The organism is Micromonospora sp. GCM10011541 (assembly GCF_042650725.1).
Lineage (GTDB): Bacteria > Actinomycetota > Actinomycetes > Mycobacteriales > Micromonosporaceae > Micromonospora > Micromonospora sicca.
Window position 1 is genome coordinate 20,348 of the sequence record NZ_JBHSBP010000081.1, and the last position, 17,503, is coordinate 37,850.

Sequence of the window (17,503 nt, forward strand, 5' to 3'; positions counted from 1 at the left end):
CAATAGCTGTACACAAACCGCTTCGACTCGACGATCGGTAGAGCTATGGGCGTACGTTGATGCCGAATTGCCCGCTGAATTATGGACTTTGTCCGACTCGACGGATTGGGTGCTGGCTGCTCGTGCTCCATCGGCGGGCGGTATATCCCGAGGACCAGCGTCGGGGCGACCACCGGCGCCCGGTCGGCGGCGAACCCAGCGACAATTTTTCCTCGATCTTTGGCTGGGTCAGGTCAGTCAACTATCCTCCGGCCCGGAAAGCTACCTCATACGCAATACTAGGCCCAGGTCTTCGCCAAACAGCTGGTTGCCAGGTGTTTGCCGGGGCATCCTTCGGCTCGGCGCTGATCGCCTTCGGGGTGTGGAACAATGCCAGATCGATGCGGCCGTGACCGTCCGGGGTCCGCAGCGTCGCGACGTCCTGCCGGACGTCGTCAATCCCAATGATGACGCGCTCCGCCCAACGTCCCTCGATTGGCCCCTTGCCCTCCAGCTTCATGCCAAGTTCGACGACGAAAAACGAGATAACAGCGTCAAGGTCGTCGACAACGATGAGGACGTTGTCCATCCGCTGACTCGTCATGCCGGGCTTCCTTGGCGTTGTACGGCCACGGTGGCAGCATCCACTTTTGACACGGAGCCGCCAAGCCATTCTCGGCATCCTTGCAACATTTTCTTCGGGAACCTCTTGACGCGGCAGCGCCCGTCACACGCCGGTCGTACCGCTTCGGACGAAACACCGCAGGTCAGAGAGCCTTTCGCTAATTTGCGGAGCCAACACTGACGCTCAGCCGGGCCTTGAAGCCCATAAGTAGCAAACCTCGTCGGATCGTCGGTGTGTACTCATTTGCCGCAGACAGCGCGCGCAGGCACACGACGAGTCGTCACGCTCGGTGTTCGGCGTTCCGTGGCACTTGGCATCCTGAACTGCCGAGATGAACGAGTTCGATCGGTGACTGCTGTGTGACCGCACTGCTATTCAAGGAAGACGATCGCAGCCACGATGCAGCCCAATGCGCTTCCGGCTACCAATATGATCGCCCCCAACCTCCACAGCACTCCCTTGCGCCGTCAGATCCCGGTCTCCTTGCCGGCCCATGCGCTGCCTAACCAAGGAGCCTTTTCCAAGCTGATCTTGCAGCTCAGGGGCGGTGTTGGTGATCGCCTGGGCCAACCACGGCGGGTTCGTGGCGCACGTGGCGCACGTCGCCCGGGATCTGGTCGGCGCCGACGTGATCACCGCCGAGGAGGTCGCCGCGCTGACCGAAACCGCGGCGCACTCCGACGTGGGGAAGACGATGAGCTTGTGGGGCTCGTAAAGCCCGTTCGGCTACGCTGCCTGCGAATACTCGTTGATCAACCCGCCGAGGATCGGGCGTCGTCGGACTCTGGCGGCGGTCAAGTCAGTGACTCCCGACGGCCGGTTGAACGGCTGCTGGCCGAGCGACCGATGTGGTCGGTGGGGGCCGTCTACCCGGCAAGGACGGCCGCGAGGTGGCGCCTGCCGACGATGAGCATCCGGTCGGTGCACTCCCGGCGTACGGTGCCCACCCATCGTTCGGCAAACGCGTTCGCCCGGGGTGCCTGCGGCGGAGTCTTGATCACGTCGATGCCTTCGGCGGTGAACACGGCGTCGAAGGTGTTCGTGAACTTCTTGTCGCGATCGCGGAGCAGGAACCGCAGCCCCGCTGTGCGTTGGTCGAGGTCCATCAGCAAATTCCGTGCCTGCTGGGCCACCTAGGCGTCGGTCGGATGCGCGGTCACCCCAACCACGTGAACTTGGCGGGTGGCGATCTCGACGAAGAACAGCACGTAGATCCGCTTGAGCAACACGGTGTCGACGGTGAAGAAGTCACAGGCCAGGATCGTGTGGGCCTGGGCGGTCAGGAACTGCCGCCAGGTCGGTCCGGACCGCCGGGGTGCCGGGTCGACTCCAGCGTTGTGCAGGATCTTCAATACCGTGCTGCCGCGACCGGGTAGCCCAGGCCGATCAGTTCACCCTGGATCCGGCGGTGCCCCCACGACGGGTTCTCCGCCGCGAGTCGCAGCACCAACTCGCGGACCTGCTTGTCGACCGGTGGCCGGCCTGGCCGGGCATGCGGGTACGTCCACCGCGGGCAACCAGTTCAGGATGCCACCGCAACAGCGTTGCCGGGGTCACGAAGAACACCGACCAGCGCGGGCGGGGCAGCAGCCGCGACAACACCGCCAGCACCACCCGGTCGGCCGGCTCGAGATCGGGCCGGGCCACCTGACGACGCAGCACCGCCACCTGATGGCGGAGCACCAGGATCTCCACATCCTTGGCCCCGCCATCGCGGGCGAGCTGGGACAACATCTGCAGGATCTGGCGGAGCAGCAGGTACAGCAACGACGCTCATACCGACGACCATGACGGTTGGGCAGGGCTCGAGCTCGCACAGAACCGCATTTCAGACGGCCGAACCGAGTATTCGAGCCCCACACGTCCATCCTTCGTGGCCATCTCGCCGTTAGCGCCCAATCCCGGACTGGGCTCAGGCAGAACTGGTCGCAGGTAAACGTGACAGTTGCGCGCGCAACGGAACATTTGCGAGTGCAGGTCTGTGACCTGCGGCACAAGGCGTAACGGTACTCGGGAACCCGGACGCCGTTGTAAATAGTGGATTCCCCGCTCCCAAACCCGCCCCGTTGTCTGGTCCGCCTGCCTGACTAGCGAAGGGGAATAGTGACAGTGACTGGTCGCCCGCCCGAGCCAAACTTGCAGAGGTTCCGCGCCCGTATGGACCGCATTGGCCGGGACGGGCTGGCGGGATGACACGGCTCCCCCTCCTGGTCCTGTCCGCTGCCGCTGCCGCTGCCGCTGGGTGTGGCTTGTGGCTGCTGCTTAATGCCGAGGGCGCGCATGCGGATCCGTCGTCGGCAGCCGTCGGGGCGGCCGTGGATCGCTCCGGGCAGGACGGCCGCGCCGACGCGCAGGGTCGCAAGGGGCACGGCGGCCAGACAGGCACGGACCTGGGTGTGAACCTGGACGAAATGTCGGCCAGGCCGCCGAGTATCGGGGCACCGATGCTCAAGCCGTTGAAGGGCAAGCCGCCCAAGCCGCCAAAGGGCAAGCGGCCAAAGCCACCGAAGGTCGTCAGGTCGCGGGCAACAGGGACGCAACGCCGCCACGACGACCAGCACGCCAAGCTCCTCGTAGCGCCGGTCGCGGTACTGCCAGCGTCTTCCAATGGCGGCTCGGGCTGGGCGCCCATCGCGGTGCCGGCGGCGGGCGACGGAACGCCTGCTGCGCGGGCGTCGCCGGGCATGTCCCATGCGGAGCCTGGGGCCCGTTCGAAGTCACGCCGCGTCACCGGATCCTCTCGGCCGGGTTGCCAGCCTTCGGAGGCTTCCCAGCCCTCGGTGCGACAGATCGTCACCGTCACCGTCGCTACCGCCACGACCGGAAGCGAGCTCACCGCGCACATTCGGGCGAGCGCGGTCCTCGACTACGCCGGGCCTGGTCCTGAAACCTGTGGACGGGCTACACCGCCAAGAAACGAGCGGGCCACCGGACGCTCGGTCCAACGTGCGCCCCCACCACCGCGCTGCGCTCCTGATCACCGTCAGTCCCATCGAGATGATCAGGAGATCGACATGCTGAAAGCAGTCATCTACCTCCCTGAGGGGCCGGACATGCGGCGCTGGGAGCGCATGTGCTTGAACTGGTGCAGCAGCCACGACTACCAGCTCGTCGGTCTGGTCCGGGACAACCGCGACCAGACTAGCTGGCAGGAGGTGCAGAGGATGATGGTGCACGGCCGGGCCGAAGTCGTCGTCGTCGCCAGCTACCGACACCTCCCGCAGAACGCCGTGCCCCGAGTTGAGGCAGCCTCCCGCGCGTTGTCGGTGGTTAGTCCACAGCACGACGATCTGAACGCCGACGATTAGCGAAGGCAGCGTCACCCCCGGAGCGAGCGGCGGCAGCTCCGGGGGCGCGCTTCTTCAGAGTTGAGCGCAGCGAACGAATCCATAGCCCGGCCTCCATCGACGCCACCCACCCTCCGACCATCGTCGCCACCGAGGCGGTCGCGCCCCCGCTGACGGGGCCCGTGCGCCCCAACCCCGTTCGACCTCGGGGGGCGACCGCGCGGTCATCCAACACCGCCTTCCAACCCTCGCGCGGCTGACGATTACCCCGTACAGGGGAGGCCTCATCGGTCGAACGGCCGATGTCGCCGGTCAGACTTCCGAGCACCTCAGGAAATCGAGTGACGGTGATGTCACCACCCCGCGCGTAACGTTTCATTTGGCTTGATCGATTGGCCCGCCCGGCAGTTGATCAATGCGGTCGATGCCCCAACAGGCCCAGCCTCTGCTGGGCCACTAGGCCCTCGATTGGGAACTGCGCGTGGGCCTGCGAGGTGCATTTCCGAGACGGAGGAGCGGGGTGAGGGAGATGAGACAAAGGATCGCGGTCCTCGTGGCGGCTGTTGTGCTAGCTGCCGTCGGGGCTGCAGCACCGTCCACGTTGGCAGCCGCAGCCAACGCGGACGATCCGAACAACATCGTCGCATGCGACGCGGACGACCCGGACTTCGGGACAAATTGCGAGGAGGCGGGGGAGGAGGAGGACGAAACGGAGCTGCGCGACGTCTATCTCGACTCCCGGCAGGTACCGGGCGACGTCATCACGACCGGCGACCTCGAACTGGCCGCGCAGCAGGCCGCGGCGATTCCACCGGAGCTGCACGGGCTCGCCGATCCGAACTGGTCCCTCGTTGGACCGTCGAACGTCGGCGGCCGGGTGACCGATATCGCGCCTGACCCGACGCAGCCCGGCCGCGTCTACGTGGGCGTGTCCACTGCAGGTGTCTGGCGCAGCGACGACGCCGGCGTCAACATGACCAATGCGTGGCCGGACGATTTTCCGCATTCGATCGGCGCGGTGACAGTCGCGCCGAACGGCGACGTCTGGGTCGGGACGGGCGAGGTCAATCCCGGCGGCGGCAGCCTGAGCTACGGCGGCGACGGGCTCTACCGGTCGACCGACCACGGTGCCACCTGGACCCGCATCGGGCTGCAGGGGTCCAGCACCATCGGCGCGATCCGCTTCAACCCGCAGAACCCGAACATCGTGTACGTCGCGGCCGGCGGCTCGCTGTTCGCGCCTGGCGGTGTACGTGGGCTGTACAAGTCGACGGACTACGGCGCGACCTGGACCCGGGTCCTGCAAGGCCTCAACGATTTCACGGGCGCTACCGACATCGCCATGGATCCGACTAACCCGGACAAGCTCTTCGTGTCGATGTGGGACCACCACCGCGAGTCGCTGTGCCGCTGCTACGCCGGACCGGGCACTGGCATCTATCTCTCCACCGATGGTGGCGCCACCTGGACCCGGTTGGAGAACGACCGCATCACCTCGTTCACCCCCGGCGACACGATCGGGTTCGCGCCGACTAACAACCAGACGACGACAGCGCAGGCCCGGATGGCGGTCGCGATCGCGCCGAGCGACCCGAACCGCGTCTACATCACGACCGGCAACTGGAACCAGACCGCAAGCGGTGGGGGACAGACGCAACGCGGCTTCCGTGGGTTCTACCGTTCCGACGACGGCGGGGCGACGTTCCGCACGATGACGAACGCCAGCCCGGGCGGCGACACGGTGTGGACGTCGAAGACCTGGGTCGACCCGGCTAACCCTGACCGGGTGTTCATCGCCGGCGTCAGCCTGCGACTGTCCCAGAACGGCGGGTCCACCTGGGCTAACGTCGGCAACCTTCACGCCGACCACCATGCGATGGCCTGGGACCCGACAACGCCGAACCGAGCCTATGAGGGCAACGACGGCGGTTTCTACTGGTCGGTCGGAAACGGCGCCAGCGGAACCTGGACCGAGGCGTTGAACGAGCCCTGGACCCAGTTCTACACCACTGACGTCAGCGAACAGGACCCCGAGCGGATCGTCGGGGGCGCCCAGGACAACGGCTGCCTCCGCTCGTGGAACTCGGCCGGCGTCGTCACGGGAGACTGGGGGTCGTACGGCGGGTGCGGCGACGGTCTCTACACGCTGATCGACCCGAGCGACCACAACTTCGTGTACGCGTGCTCGCAGTTCGGCAACTGCTCGCGCTCGGTGAACGCGGGGAACAACAGCTCGAGTTTCACCAACCAGACCGTCTCGCAGCGCCGCAACTGGCAGACGCCGGTCCAGCTGGACCCGAACAACCCGGCGGTCGTCTACTACGGCGGCAACATCCTCAACCGGTCGACCAACCGGGCACAGACAGGGTCCTGGTCGGTGATCAGCCCGAGCCTCAGCAACCCGGATTCGAGCACCGACCCGTCGTACCCGTTCGGCACGAGCACCACGGTGGCCGCGGCCCCGTCGAACCCGAACGTCATCTACGCCGGCACGGACGATGGTTGGCTGTGGGGCAGCAAGGACCTCGGCCGGACCTGGACCCGCTTCACCGACCCTGACCTGCCGGATCGCTGGGTCACCCGGGTGGCCATCGACCCGAGGGACGCGAACGTGGCGTACGTGACGTACTCCGGGCTGCGAAACGCCGACAACGACGCCCACGTCCTACGAACCACGGACGGCGGCGCCAACTGGGTCGATGTCAGCGGCAACCTGTCGATGGCGCCCACCCAGGACATCGTCATTGACCCGCTCAACCGCAACCGGGTTTTCGTCGCCACCGACCTCGGCGTCTTCACCGCGAACGTGGCCAAGGCGAACAGCCAAAACCCAAACGTGCGGTGGTACCACCTCGGGCGGGGCCTGCCCCGGGTTCCGGTCAACGACCTCGAATACCAGGCGTCGACTAACACGCTCTACGCGGCGACCTACGGGCGCAGCATGTGGAAGCTGCAGCTCGATCGGAATGACTGACGTCCGGATGTGCGACCACCCGGCGACTACCACACGACCAGGGCAAAGCATCGCCATCGACATCCGCGTCACACCCTAAAGGACTACCTCATGACTGAATTCGCAGATCAGCGAGCGGGAAAACCAGCCGAACTATTACGCGCCGATGGAAAGCTGCGGCCCGGGTGGACACGGCGAGCCATGACCGCGTTCCTCGCGCTACTGCTGGCCGTCGCCGGGCTCGGAACCGCGACCGGCCCGGCCGCCGCGTCGGGTAAGAAACTCGTCGACCCCGGCCTCTACGAGTCGCTGCAGTGGCGCAACATCGGCCCGACGACGGGCGGCCGGTCGATTGCCGTGGCGGGCAGCACCGCCCGCCCGAACGAGTACTACTTCGGCGCCACGGGTGGTGGCTTGTGGAAGACCACCGACGGCGGTGCGAACTGGTCGCCGGTCACGGATGGCCAGATCACGAGTGCCTCGGTCGGCGCGATAGAAGTCTGCCCCACCAATCCCGACATCGTCTACATCGGGATGGGCGAAGTGGAATTCCGCGGCGACGTGCTGCCTGGTGACGGTGTCTACAAGAGCACCGACGGCGGCGCGACGTGGAAACACATGGGCCTCTCCGACACCCAGATGATCGGCCGCGTCCGGGTGGATCCGACCAACTGTGATCGGGTGTTCGTCGCTGCGCTTGGCCACGGGTTCGGCCCCAATACCGAGCGCGGCGTGTTCCGCTCCACCGATGGTGGCGAGACCTGGCAGCGGACCCTCTACCGCGACGACCTCACCGGCGCGGTGGACCTGTCGATCGACCCGTCAAACCCGCGGGTGATGTACGCCGCGCTGTGGCACGCCTACCGCAAGCCGTGGCTGCTCAACAGCGGTGGGGATTCGAGTGGCCTGTTCAAGTCTACCGACGGCGGAGGCACCTGGGCCGAGCTGACCAACAACCCGGGCTTGCCGGACGGTCCGCTGGGCAAGATCGGCGTCAGCGTCTCCGGTGCCGACTCCAACCGGATCTATGCCGTCATCGAGGCGGCCGACGGCGGGATGTTCCGGTCCGACGACGCCGGCGCCACCTGGCAGCTGGTCGACGACAGCGCGAACCTACGCCAGCGAGCGTTCTACTACACCCGCATCTACGCCGACCCGGTGAACCGTGACCGGGTTTACGTCCTCAACACCTCCTTCTACCGCTCCGACAACGCCGGAGCGGCCTGGCGGACGATCTCCACACCGCACGGCGACAACCACGATTTGTGGATCGACCCGAACAACAACAGCAGGATGATCGAGGCCAACGACGGCGGCGCGAACGTCTCGACCAACGGCGGCGCCAACTGGACCGCCCAGGACTACCAGACGGCCCAGATGTACCACGTCGCTACGACGAACAACGACCCCTACCAGGTGTGCGGCGCCCAGCAGGACCGGTCGACCGTCTGCGTGTCCAGCACCGGAGGCACCGACAACTTCACCGTGGGCGGCGGTGAGAGCAGCTACGTCGCCGTGGATCCCCGGGACTCCAACGTTTTCTACGCCGGCAATTACGGCGGTAACCTCACCCGCCTCGACCGCAGCGGCCTCAGCGGGATCGGCTCGCGCCGCATCGACGTCTGGCCGGACAACCCCATGGGCTCGCCGGCCAAGGACATCAAGGAGCGGTTCCAGTGGACGTACCCGATCATGACCAACCCGGCGGAGCCGGACGCGGTGTTCGTGGGTTCCCAGTACGTCTACAAGAGCACCAACGGCGGGCAGAGTTGGCAGCGGATCAGCCCTGACCTCACCTACGCCGACCCGGACACCCTCGGCGACTCCGGCGGACCGATCACCAAGGACCAGACCAGCGTCGAGTACTTCGCGACGGTCTTCTCGATCGCGCCGTCCACCCGTGACCCCAACGTCATCTGGACCGGCTCGGACGATGGCCTGGTGCACGTCACCCGGCAGGGCGGTGCGCCCGGGCCACGGCCGGAGGCGTGGCGCAATGTCACGCCTCCAGGGCTGGAGAAGTACAGCACCGTCAGCATGATCGACGCCGGGCACCACAACAACAACACGGCGTACGTGTCCGCCCACCGGTACCGGCTGGACGACTTCCGGCCGTACATCTACCGGACGCATTCCTGGGGAGCCTCCTGGGAGAAGATCACGAACGGCATCGCCGACAACGACTGGATCTACGCCGTGCGGGAGGACCCCGAGCGCAAGGGGCTGCTCTACGCCGCGGCCGAGCACGGCGTGTACGTGTCGTTCAATGACGGCGACAACTGGCAGCCCCTGTCGCTCAACCTGCCGGACATCCCCGTGACCGACCTCACGGTGAAGAACGGCGACCTGGTGATCGCCACCCACGGCCGCAGCTTCTGGGTGCTCGACGACGGCGCCACACTGCTGCGTCAGCTGACCCCGAAGACGACGCCGAACGACATCGCCGACTTCGAGCAAACGGTGCCACCAGTGACGCCGCTGCCGTCGGTGAGCCCGCCACCCGCGGTGATCCCGCCGACGAACACCGCGCCAGACCAGGAGAACAACCTGGCGATCCTCAAGGACCCGAACAACCCGGTCCGCGGGGTGAGCAGCAACGCCACGGTCAGTTACACGATCAAACAACCGGCCGCATCGGCCACAATGTCGTTCCTCGACGTGCAGGGAGAGGTGATCCAGACCGTCAGCCTGCCGACTACCGCGGGCACCCGGACCCAGAACTGGAATCTTCGGTACCCGGGCTCGACAAGCTTCCCCGGTCTCATCTACTGGTCGGCGAACTCGACCGGCGCTCAAGCACCAGTCGGCACGCACGGTGTCCGGCTCACCGTGAACGAGCAGTCTCTGGACCAAAGTTTCGAAATCCTGCGGGACTCCAGGCTCACTCAGGTCAGCGACGCCGACCTGGTCGCACAGTTCAAACTGGCGAAGGAAGCCGTCGACCGCACCAGCGAGGCGAACAACGGCGTCATCGTGATTCGTGACTGCTCCGGCCAGATCGCCGACCGGATCGAGCAGGCGGGCGACGACGCCGTCACGGCCGCCGGGCACCGGCTCCAGGACGGCCTGTCCGTTGTAGAGAACGAGCTGTACCAGACCCGGCTTCGCAGCGGACAGGACCCGCTCAACTTCCCGATCAAGTTGAACAACAAGATCGCCGGGTTACGCGGCGTCATCGAGAGCACGCAGAGCCCGCCGACGGACCAGAGCTACGAGGTCCTGGCGGAGCTGTCCGGCCAGCTTCAGAAGCAGCTCGACCGGCTCGACGAGATCGTTGCGACCGACGTGCCCGCCTTCAACCAGGTACTCCAATCGAAGGGTGCCCAGCCGATCACCTGCGCGGCCTGACACCCCTGTCAGTAAAAGATGTCAGAGGAGTCTCGGCGCAGCCGGGACTCCTCTGACACTTCACGGCAAACGTTCCTTCCTTCGGCTCGGCGCACAAGCGAGGAAGGCATGGCAGATGGACCCTCCCCGTATTCCTTGGAGCCGTCTCCGGCCCGCGGCCTTGTGCCGCCCGCCCGAGCGGCTCGTCCTCAAACTGACAGGCTTGCCCATGCGCGTGCTCGACCGGCTGACTGCCGTCGTCGCGCTAGTGTTCGTCCTGGCCGGTTTGGGCGCGCCTGTTCCCGGGGAGACCCCTGAGGCCGGCGCGGTGGTCACCTCCGCGCACCGGTCGACCATCCACGGCACGCCGTCCGATCCTCCTCCGCCTCCGGACGGACGTCCCGTCTCCGCTCCGGTTACCACGTCGGACCGTCCCGCCGCCCCGCCCTCCGGCGACCTTCGAGCCGTCGTGGCGCACTTTGTGCACCCCGCCACTGCGTCCGACGCGCGTGCGGACCTCTGCGGTAGAAACCGTGGCGGCCACCGCGTCTGCGTCGTTGCCAGTGACGGACCCGACGATCTCTTCCGTGCCGCGCCCGTTGACATCGGAAGCACGCCCGACACGGCCGTCGCCCCGACTCACTACCGGCAGCCAGCCGTACCGCTGCCACCGCGCGGCACCCTGCCCACTCGGGCCCCGCCAACCCGCGCCTGATCCTCTTCACGCCGCCCCGCCACGAGTAAGCAGCCTGTCGTCATGAGGTGCGGGAATGAAGATCCAATATGGATGTCGTCGTCCGATTTGTAAGCGCAGTGGCGGCCATCCTTGCCCTGTCTTCCACTCCGGGCCACCCGGCCCGGGATCCCTTTGAATCCGGGCGGATTCGTATGTCCAAGTCCCGCTGGCACAAGCCGGCGACAATCGCGAGCGCGCTGGTGCTGACCGCCGCGCTCGGTGGCGTCATCGCCACCAACCACGAGGTGCAGGAAGCCCTCGGCCTGGCCGACGAGCCGGGCGCCAACATGCCATGGCACCCCAGAGAGTTCATGGAGATGGCGGCCGGCGAGTCGTCTGAGGAAGCGGGCGAGGAGGCCTTCGAGGCCCGCGTCATCGCCGAGCAGTTCGCGCAGGCCCGCTACGCCCCGGGCATCGTTTCGCCGAGTGCATATTCCAGCGCGTTGAGCCAGCTGAAGGCGCTTCCTGTAACGAAGGGCAGCTGGCGCGAGGTCACCAACATCAAGTACGACGGTGACGACCCACGCTACCGCGACTACGCATCCAACTCGTCCGGAGGCGCCGGCCTGGTCACCGGCCGGATCACCGGACTCGCGGCGGACAACAGCGGCTACGTGTACGCGGCCGGCGCCGACGGTGGCGTGTGGCGTTCCTCGATCGGCGGCGGGAGCTGGACGCCGATCACCGACGCCCTGCCCACCCTGTCCAGCGGCGACGTCGTCCTTGCCGCCGACGGTTCGCTCTGGTACGCGACGGGGGAAGGCAACACCGGTGGCACCTCGTACGTCGGTGCTGGCGTCTACCGGCTGGCCAACCCGAAGACCAGCACCTTCGCAACCACCGACCGCGTCGGCGGGACCGAGCCGGAGAGCACGGTCATCAACAAGCTGCGATTCTTCGACGGCAAGGTCTGGGTCGCCACCAACCGTGGCCTGTTCTCCCACTCGATGGGCAGCACCTCCGGCGCCTGGAAGCAGGAGTTCACGCCAAACCCGAGCTACCTGCCGGGCGGCGCGAACGCCGGCGACGCCGACGCCGCCTACAAAAACATCGTCAACGACGTGGCGGCCGACCCGCGCAACCCGAAGCACGTGATCGTCACCGCGGCGTGGCGCTCCGGCGACACGTACAACGGCTTCTACGAGACCGCCGACTACACTGCGGGCGGCTGGATGAAGGTCAACCCGACCGGCGCCATGCCGGCCGACGACATCGGGTACGTGACGTTCGCGTTCTCCGCCGACGGCGGCAAGCTGTACGCGATCAACCAGTCGCCACGGCTGCTCAACAAGCCGGCCGGCAACGTGAACAGCTACCTGGACGGCGTCTACGTCTCCCACACCGGTAACCCCGCCGGCCCGTGGAACAAGATTGCCGACTCGGCCAAGCTCGGCAACTCGGGTTCGGCACTGAAGCAGTCGGTTGGCGGCAAGGGCTACGGCCCGGGCATCCAGGCCTGGTACAACCAGTTCCTCGCGGTGGACCCAGCCGACCCGAATCACGTCTGGGCCGGCCTGGAGGAGGTCTACGAGTCGACCGACGCCGGCGCCAACTGGAAGACCGTCGGTCCGTACTGGAACTTCAACTTCCCCTGCTGGAACATCTCCGACGCGCAGAACACCTGCAGCAAGACCACTCACTCCGACCAGCACTCGGTGGCGGTCGGCAACGGATTCGTCTACGTCGGCAACGACGGCGGCGTCTACCGGCGGCCGATCAACGGCCAGACCGACAAGGCCGGTCACGCCACCGACTGGCAGAGCCTCAACGACGGCACCATCGACGCGCTGCAGTACTACTCGGTGGCCTTGGGCAAGGACCCGCAGAAGGCCGGCACGATCGTCTCCGGCGGTCTTCAGGACAACGGCACGTCCATCCTGCGCCCGGGCGACACGGTGATGGGCTCCCACTTCGGCGGCGACGGCGGCGACGCGCAGGCCGACCCGGCCAACGGCTGCCGACAAGTCCAGGAATACACCAACCTGGCCATGCGGGTCACCGAGAACTGCAACGCCAACCCCGGCCCGGGTACCGCGTCGACCTCCACCTCGCGAGACATCCAGCCGTACACCTCCTCGCCGGGCGACGAGCTGGCCCGGTTCATCGCGCCGTTCGCGCCGGACGACCACGACGCGAACGTCTGGGTGGCCGGCGGCCAGCATGTCTGGGTCAACACCAAGGGCTACTCGATCAAGGACGGCAAGGGCTGGACGAACGTGTTCGACCTGGGCGCCGGCCGGACCGCCACGTCGGTCGCCGTCTCCGGCGGCATGGCGTACGTCGGCTGGTGCGGGCCGTGCAACGAGGTCGGCTTCGGCCGCGGCGTCGCGGTCGGCAAGGTGAACGACCCGGCGAGCTGGCACCAGCTGGCGCTGCCGGGTGACTTCCCGAACCGGTTCGTGCAGGGCGTCGGGGTCGACCCGGCCAACCCGTCGCACGCCTTCGCCGCCATCAACGGGTTCTCACGCCGCTTCACCGAGGGCCCAGGCGCCGGGTTCGGTCACGTCTATGAGACCACCGACGCGGGTGCGACCTGGAAGGACGTCTCGACGAACCTGCCGGACGTGCCGGCCAGCTCGACCAAGGAACTGTCCAACGGCGCGCTGGTGCTCGCCACCGACCTGGCCACCTTCTACCGCGCGCCCGGTGCCACCACCTGGCAGCGGCTCGGCGCCGGCCTGCCGCTGACCGTCGGCATGGACGTCGAGTACAACCCGATCGACAACTCGGTCTACGTGGCCACCCACGGCCGCGGCATCTGGGCGTTCAAACTAGCCCAGCTCTGACCGTCTGACGGGCCGGCCGGGTCCTGAGGACCCGGCCGGCCCACGGACCGACACTGCCAATCTGGATCTGCGGTGCGTGCGGTGCCCCCTGGCCGGGTGCGGCGGCGATCTGAGCCGCGGTGCCGCACTGGTGGCCTTCGCGCCAAGTCATGGGACCGGAAACCGCCATCGGCTCATCCTGGCCGTCCCACCTCAGCCAGAGTTCCGTCGGGGCCGGACGTCCCATGCTTCCTGTGATGAGGAACGAGATCGACCCGTTCGGCGGGATCGGCTCCTCGGTGCTATTTAGCCCCGCGAGCGGGTGGGCGTCGCGGACGTCGATTCGGAGGCCGGTCGCCCTGCGTTGGAACCGTGCACGGCGACAGATCCTGGATCGGATACACCATAGGTCTGATGTCGGGAAGTGATTTTTTGTCGGGAGCCAGTGCTGGTGCCAGTCGAGGCGCTGGGGCCGGCAGCTCACGATCCGTCGGCGGTCGGCGGCTCGGTGCAAGCCCGGTTCGGGGGAGCAGGTCGGGAGCAGCAGGGTGCCCTGAACGGCCCTCAACTGCGTCCAACGGCATCGAACGGCTCTCAACTGCACCCACCCCTGCCTGCGGCTTCACGTTTCCGCAGGTCAGAGTCGGTGTGGCGTCCTGTTTCCCGCGGAGTGCTCTGCTGTTCTGCGCAGCAGTCGACGATCATCCATGTGTGCTGGCGGGGCGGTGTGCGCAGGTCAAGGCGGTAAGGAGCCGTTGGTTGGCCCGGCCTTGCAACTGGGCGCAGATTGGGTGCAGGTTGGCGAAGTGGTCTCCCTGCCGAAGTGCTCATCGGCGCCGGACAGAGACGAGGGCTTTGACCTGTGGCGATGCGGTCGGGCGGTGCGGTGTGACCTCCCAGTAGAGGTCGAAGTGGTCAGGCGTTGCTGCTCCCGGGATGGCTGGTGCCAGCCGGCGTCTCGGTTCGCCTAAGGCCACGTCGGTGGGTGTGCTGCAGATCGATGTGGAGCGTTGCGGGTGGGCATGCTGGAGTTCACTGCGGGTCCGTCATCTGAGACACCGATCCCACGGGCAACGCCCTGATCAGCGCTTTCTGGTTGGTGAGCTCTTCGGCGAACCCGAAGGGGTCACGGATCGCTGCCAGGGCGCGCCGTTCCCAGCACTACCCGATGCTGTGGGCACGAGCCACGCTTCAATGGAACGCACATGATGCCTATGCGGGCATCCTGGACTTGCTGAGCAGAGGTGTCTGCGTAACGGGTGGGTGGTCTGTTTTACGTTACGGCGGTGGTGGCAGGCCACGAGTAGTTGTACACGATATAGCCCCTGTAGACGGCGAGCTTGTCGTACAGAGCGCGAGCGTCGGCGTCGATCTCGGTGTTCCAGTACAGGCGCGGGGCACCATGCTCAACGCCATCCTTGGCCACCCGCTCGATCATTGCCGTGGCGATACCTCGGCGTCGTGCCTGCGGGTCTACGAACAGTTCTGCCAGGTAGCATCTCCCGGTACCCCAGACGCTGGCGTGGAACAGGTAATGCGCGATGCCAACCATCTTGCCGTCGAGCCGTGCACAGATGCCACGGACCTCCTCTTCGTTGACCAGCCGCTGCCAGGTGCGTTCGTAGCCGTCGTCGTCAACCTCAGTCGCGGGCCGACCCGGCCGGCCGGCCCAGTGGGCGTGGAAGCTCCGGGTCAGCCCTTCCCACTCGTCGTGGTCAAGTTGGGTCAATGAGTCAATGGTCAGCACGGCTGCCATCCTCGCATCGCCGCCAGCGCCCGACGTACCCAAACCGTTCTGCCGCCACTGCAACCGCTGGTGCGTCGGGTATCGATCGAACATGCCGCCGGGGGACTGCGGAGGCAACTGGCGAGGCCGTCCGGGGCTCCGGCCGGAGCTGTCGTCCGGCGCGGCCACGCCGTTAACCACAGCTCGTCGATCAGCCACAGCACCGCCGGGGTGATGACGGTGGGCTGTCCGCCAGCGCCGACCGGCGGCTTTCACCTTCGACTCGATCGGTCTGGGTGCCGTTTCCAACACGGGGGTTGAGGAGGTCGGGCAGGTGTGTCTCTTTGGGAGGTCGCGGACGCTAACTGCGGCGAGGTGTAACAGCGCGCAAACGGCAGCTCGGCTTAGTAAGTCACTACACCGAACGCATCACGAGGACACGTAGTTGGTGCCGCAAGCGCAGCCCGATCAGATGATCTACGTGTCGGTAAGGTGCGCTACCTTCTCCGTGCCTAACAACCTCCTGATCGGGGACCGAGTTTGACTAACCTGCGCATCGCGACCCTCGTCGCCTGTTCCATGCTGTCCCTAGCCGCGTGCGGTGAGGCCGACAAGGTCGAGCAGGGCACTTCCACGGGTGCGGCGAGCAACACCGCCGAGGCGACCGTGGAGAAGCCCGCTGGCTCGCTCATGGAAACCGGCTTCGGCCAGAGCGACATCTACGTGGCGCTCATCGCTATCGTTCAGAACACCTCTGACAAGGTCGGGCAAACGGTAACGGTCCAGTTCAACATCAAGGACGCCAACGACGAGCTGCTCGCCAGCGAGTCGCAGGTCGAGTACTTCTCTGGTGCCGGACAAAAGCTCCTGGTCCAGACACAGGCGGAGCTGCCGAAGGGCAAAAAGGCCGCTAAGGTCGACGCGACGCTGCTCGTCGAGGACAAGGGCAGCTTCTCCTCCGAGCCTTTCCCAGAGGTCAAGACCGGGCCGGTTAAGCTGGTCAAGTCCGAATACGGCGAAGGATTCGAGGCCAAGGTCGAGGTGACCAACCCGAAGACCGAGCCCCTCAAGAGCCCTCGGGTAGGTGTCGTCTGCTACAGCACCGAGAAGAGGATCGTCGGCGGCGGCTTCACGTTCCCCGACCTGGTTCCGCCCTCGGGCAAGGCCGTTGCTGAGATGGACCTCTTGATCACCGGCAAGCCTTCGTCCTGCGTCGCCTACGCGTCACCCGGAGCGTTCGAGGACTGATGGCACAAGGAGCGGCCCCATCCTCCGACCCGAGGATGGGGCTGCTGTCGTACCTGCTGGTCGACCTCCAAGCCCTGCGTGGGTGACCGCTGCTACGTAATAGCCGGTTGAGAGCAATCACGGCGACACTTGCATTTCTCGGCAGGCCCGGCCGCCCGGAGCACCCGCCACCCGTGTAACGGACGGCGATGGTCAGGGCGCGTACGGACGGCGGCAGATTAGTGCGGATTGGAGTCACGGGGCTATCGCATCGCTCATCGCTGCCGACGGGTCCAGATCGGCGCTGGCCCGCTCGCCGGTCGGACTGGACCGTCAACCAACCGGCAGGCAAGCGCACCGCAGCAGCCGCTGACCTTCATGACAACGCTACGCATCCGTCCGCTGCTCTCATCTGGCGCTTACAAGGCGCGGAGTTCGTGAGCGTGCTCCCCGATCGACCGACGCGGCTGCAGGGCCAGTGCTGGTGCCAGCCAAGGCACTGGGCCAGCAGCTCACGATAGGTCGGCGGTCGGCGGCCCGGTGCGAGCGTGGTTCGGGGAGCAGCTTGGGAGCAGCGGGGTGCCTTGAACGGCCTTGAACTGCGTCCAACAGCATTGAACGGCGCTCAGCTGCACGCACCTTTGCCTGCGGCTCTACGTTGCCGCAGGTCAAGTCTGTGCGGCGTTCTGGTTCCCGCGGAGTGCTCCCCGGTTCTGGGCAGCAGTCGACGGCGCTCTATGCTGCCTGATAGGGGAGTGGGCGCAGGTCAAGGCGGTAAGGATCCGTTGGCTGGGCCTGGCCTTGAAAGTGGGAGCAGATTGGGCGCAGGTTGGCGAAGGGGTCACCGCGCCCGAAGTGTTCACCGCCGCCGGATAGGG

The 17,503-nt window shown here is 66.6% G+C and carries 11 protein-coding genes; 6 read left to right on the top strand and 5 right to left on the bottom strand.

Features of this window, described 5'->3' with window-relative positions; translation table 11 throughout:
* Window positions 1-241: 241 nt before the first annotated feature.
* Window positions 242-583, bottom strand: coding sequence for a VOC family protein (locus ACFOYX_RS29605; protein ID WP_322443709.1), 342 nt, complete (start codon window positions 581-583; stop codon window positions 242-244).
* 568 nt (window positions 584-1,151) lie between these two features.
* Here ACFOYX_RS29605 and ACFOYX_RS29610 point away from each other — a divergent pair.
* On the top strand, window positions 1,152-1,319 hold the full coding sequence (locus ACFOYX_RS29610; RefSeq protein ID WP_322443708.1) for a hypothetical protein: 168 nt from the start codon (window positions 1,152-1,154) through the stop codon (window positions 1,317-1,319).
* Window positions 1,320-1,470: 151 nt separating this feature from the next.
* Here ACFOYX_RS29610 and ACFOYX_RS29615 read toward each other — a convergent pair whose 3' ends face one another.
* Genes ACFOYX_RS29615 through ACFOYX_RS29625 form a run of 3 tightly spaced genes read right to left on the bottom strand, consistent with a single transcriptional unit; the run spans window position 1,471 to window position 2,371 of the window.
* Window positions 1,471-1,710 (bottom strand): hypothetical protein, encoded by a 240-nt coding sequence (locus tag ACFOYX_RS29615; protein ID WP_322443707.1) that lies wholly within the window; start codon window positions 1,708-1,710, stop codon window positions 1,471-1,473.
* A 27-nt stretch (window positions 1,711-1,737) separates the two neighbouring features.
* Entirely contained in the window at window positions 1,738-1,956 is a 219-nt protein-coding gene (locus ACFOYX_RS29620; protein ID WP_322443706.1) for a hypothetical protein, read from the bottom strand.
* A 34-nt stretch (window positions 1,957-1,990) separates the two neighbouring features.
* On the bottom strand, window positions 1,991-2,371 hold the full coding sequence (locus ACFOYX_RS29625) for a hypothetical protein (RefSeq protein WP_322443705.1): 381 nt from the start codon (window positions 2,369-2,371) through the stop codon (window positions 1,991-1,993).
* Between the two features lie 482 nt (window positions 2,372-2,853).
* Between ACFOYX_RS29625 and ACFOYX_RS29630 the strand changes: the two genes are divergently transcribed.
* From ACFOYX_RS29630 to ACFOYX_RS29645, 4 genes are all read left to right on the top strand, one after another.
* The gene (locus tag ACFOYX_RS29630; protein WP_322443704.1) at window positions 2,854-3,912 is read left to right on the top strand and encodes a hypothetical protein; all 1,059 of its coding nucleotides are present in this window, start codon (window positions 2,854-2,856) and stop codon (window positions 3,910-3,912) included.
* A 580-nt stretch (window positions 3,913-4,492) separates the two neighbouring features.
* Complete coding sequence (locus ACFOYX_RS29635) at window positions 4,493-6,865, top strand: glycosyl hydrolase (RefSeq protein ID WP_322443703.1); 2,373 nt, start codon at window positions 4,493-4,495, stop codon at window positions 6,863-6,865.
* Window positions 6,866-7,045: 180 nt separating this feature from the next.
* Complete coding sequence (locus ACFOYX_RS29640; RefSeq protein ID WP_322443702.1) at window positions 7,046-10,192, top strand: hypothetical protein; 3,147 nt, start codon at window positions 7,046-7,048, stop codon at window positions 10,190-10,192.
* 867 nt (window positions 10,193-11,059) lie between these two features.
* The gene (locus ACFOYX_RS29645; protein WP_322443701.1) at window positions 11,060-13,693 is read left to right on the top strand and encodes a glycosyl hydrolase; all 2,634 of its coding nucleotides are present in this window, start codon (window positions 11,060-11,062) and stop codon (window positions 13,691-13,693) included.
* Between the two features lie 1,252 nt (window positions 13,694-14,945).
* On the opposite strand, the gene ACFOYX_RS29650 is transcribed toward ACFOYX_RS29645, so the two are convergent.
* Window positions 14,946-15,587 carry a GNAT family N-acetyltransferase gene (locus ACFOYX_RS29650; RefSeq protein WP_322475133.1) on the bottom strand — a complete coding sequence of 214 codons (642 nt, stop codon included), beginning with the start codon at window positions 15,585-15,587 and terminating at the stop codon, window positions 14,946-14,948.
* Window positions 15,588-15,938: 351 nt separating this feature from the next.
* On the opposite strand from ACFOYX_RS29650, the gene ACFOYX_RS29655 reads away from it, so the two are divergent.
* A complete protein-coding gene (locus ACFOYX_RS29655; RefSeq protein ID WP_322443562.1) occupies window positions 15,939-16,646 on the top strand; it encodes a hypothetical protein in 708 nt (235 codons plus the stop codon).
* Window positions 16,647-17,503: the final 857 nt, after the last annotated feature.

Coding starts and splice junctions, on each gene's coding strand:
- ACFOYX_RS29605 (WP_322443709.1), bottom strand. CDS start 583: ATGACGAGTCAGCGGATGGACAACGTCCTCATCGTTGTCGACGACCTT.
- ACFOYX_RS29615 (WP_322443707.1), bottom strand. CDS start 1,710: ATGGACCTCGACCAACGCACAGCGGGGCTGCGGTTCCTGCTCCGCGAT.
- ACFOYX_RS29640 (WP_322443702.1), top strand. CDS start 7,046: ATGACCGCGTTCCTCGCGCTACTGCTGGCCGTCGCCGGGCTCGGAACC.
- ACFOYX_RS29645 (WP_322443701.1), top strand. CDS start 11,060: ATGTCCAAGTCCCGCTGGCACAAGCCGGCGACAATCGCGAGCGCGCTG.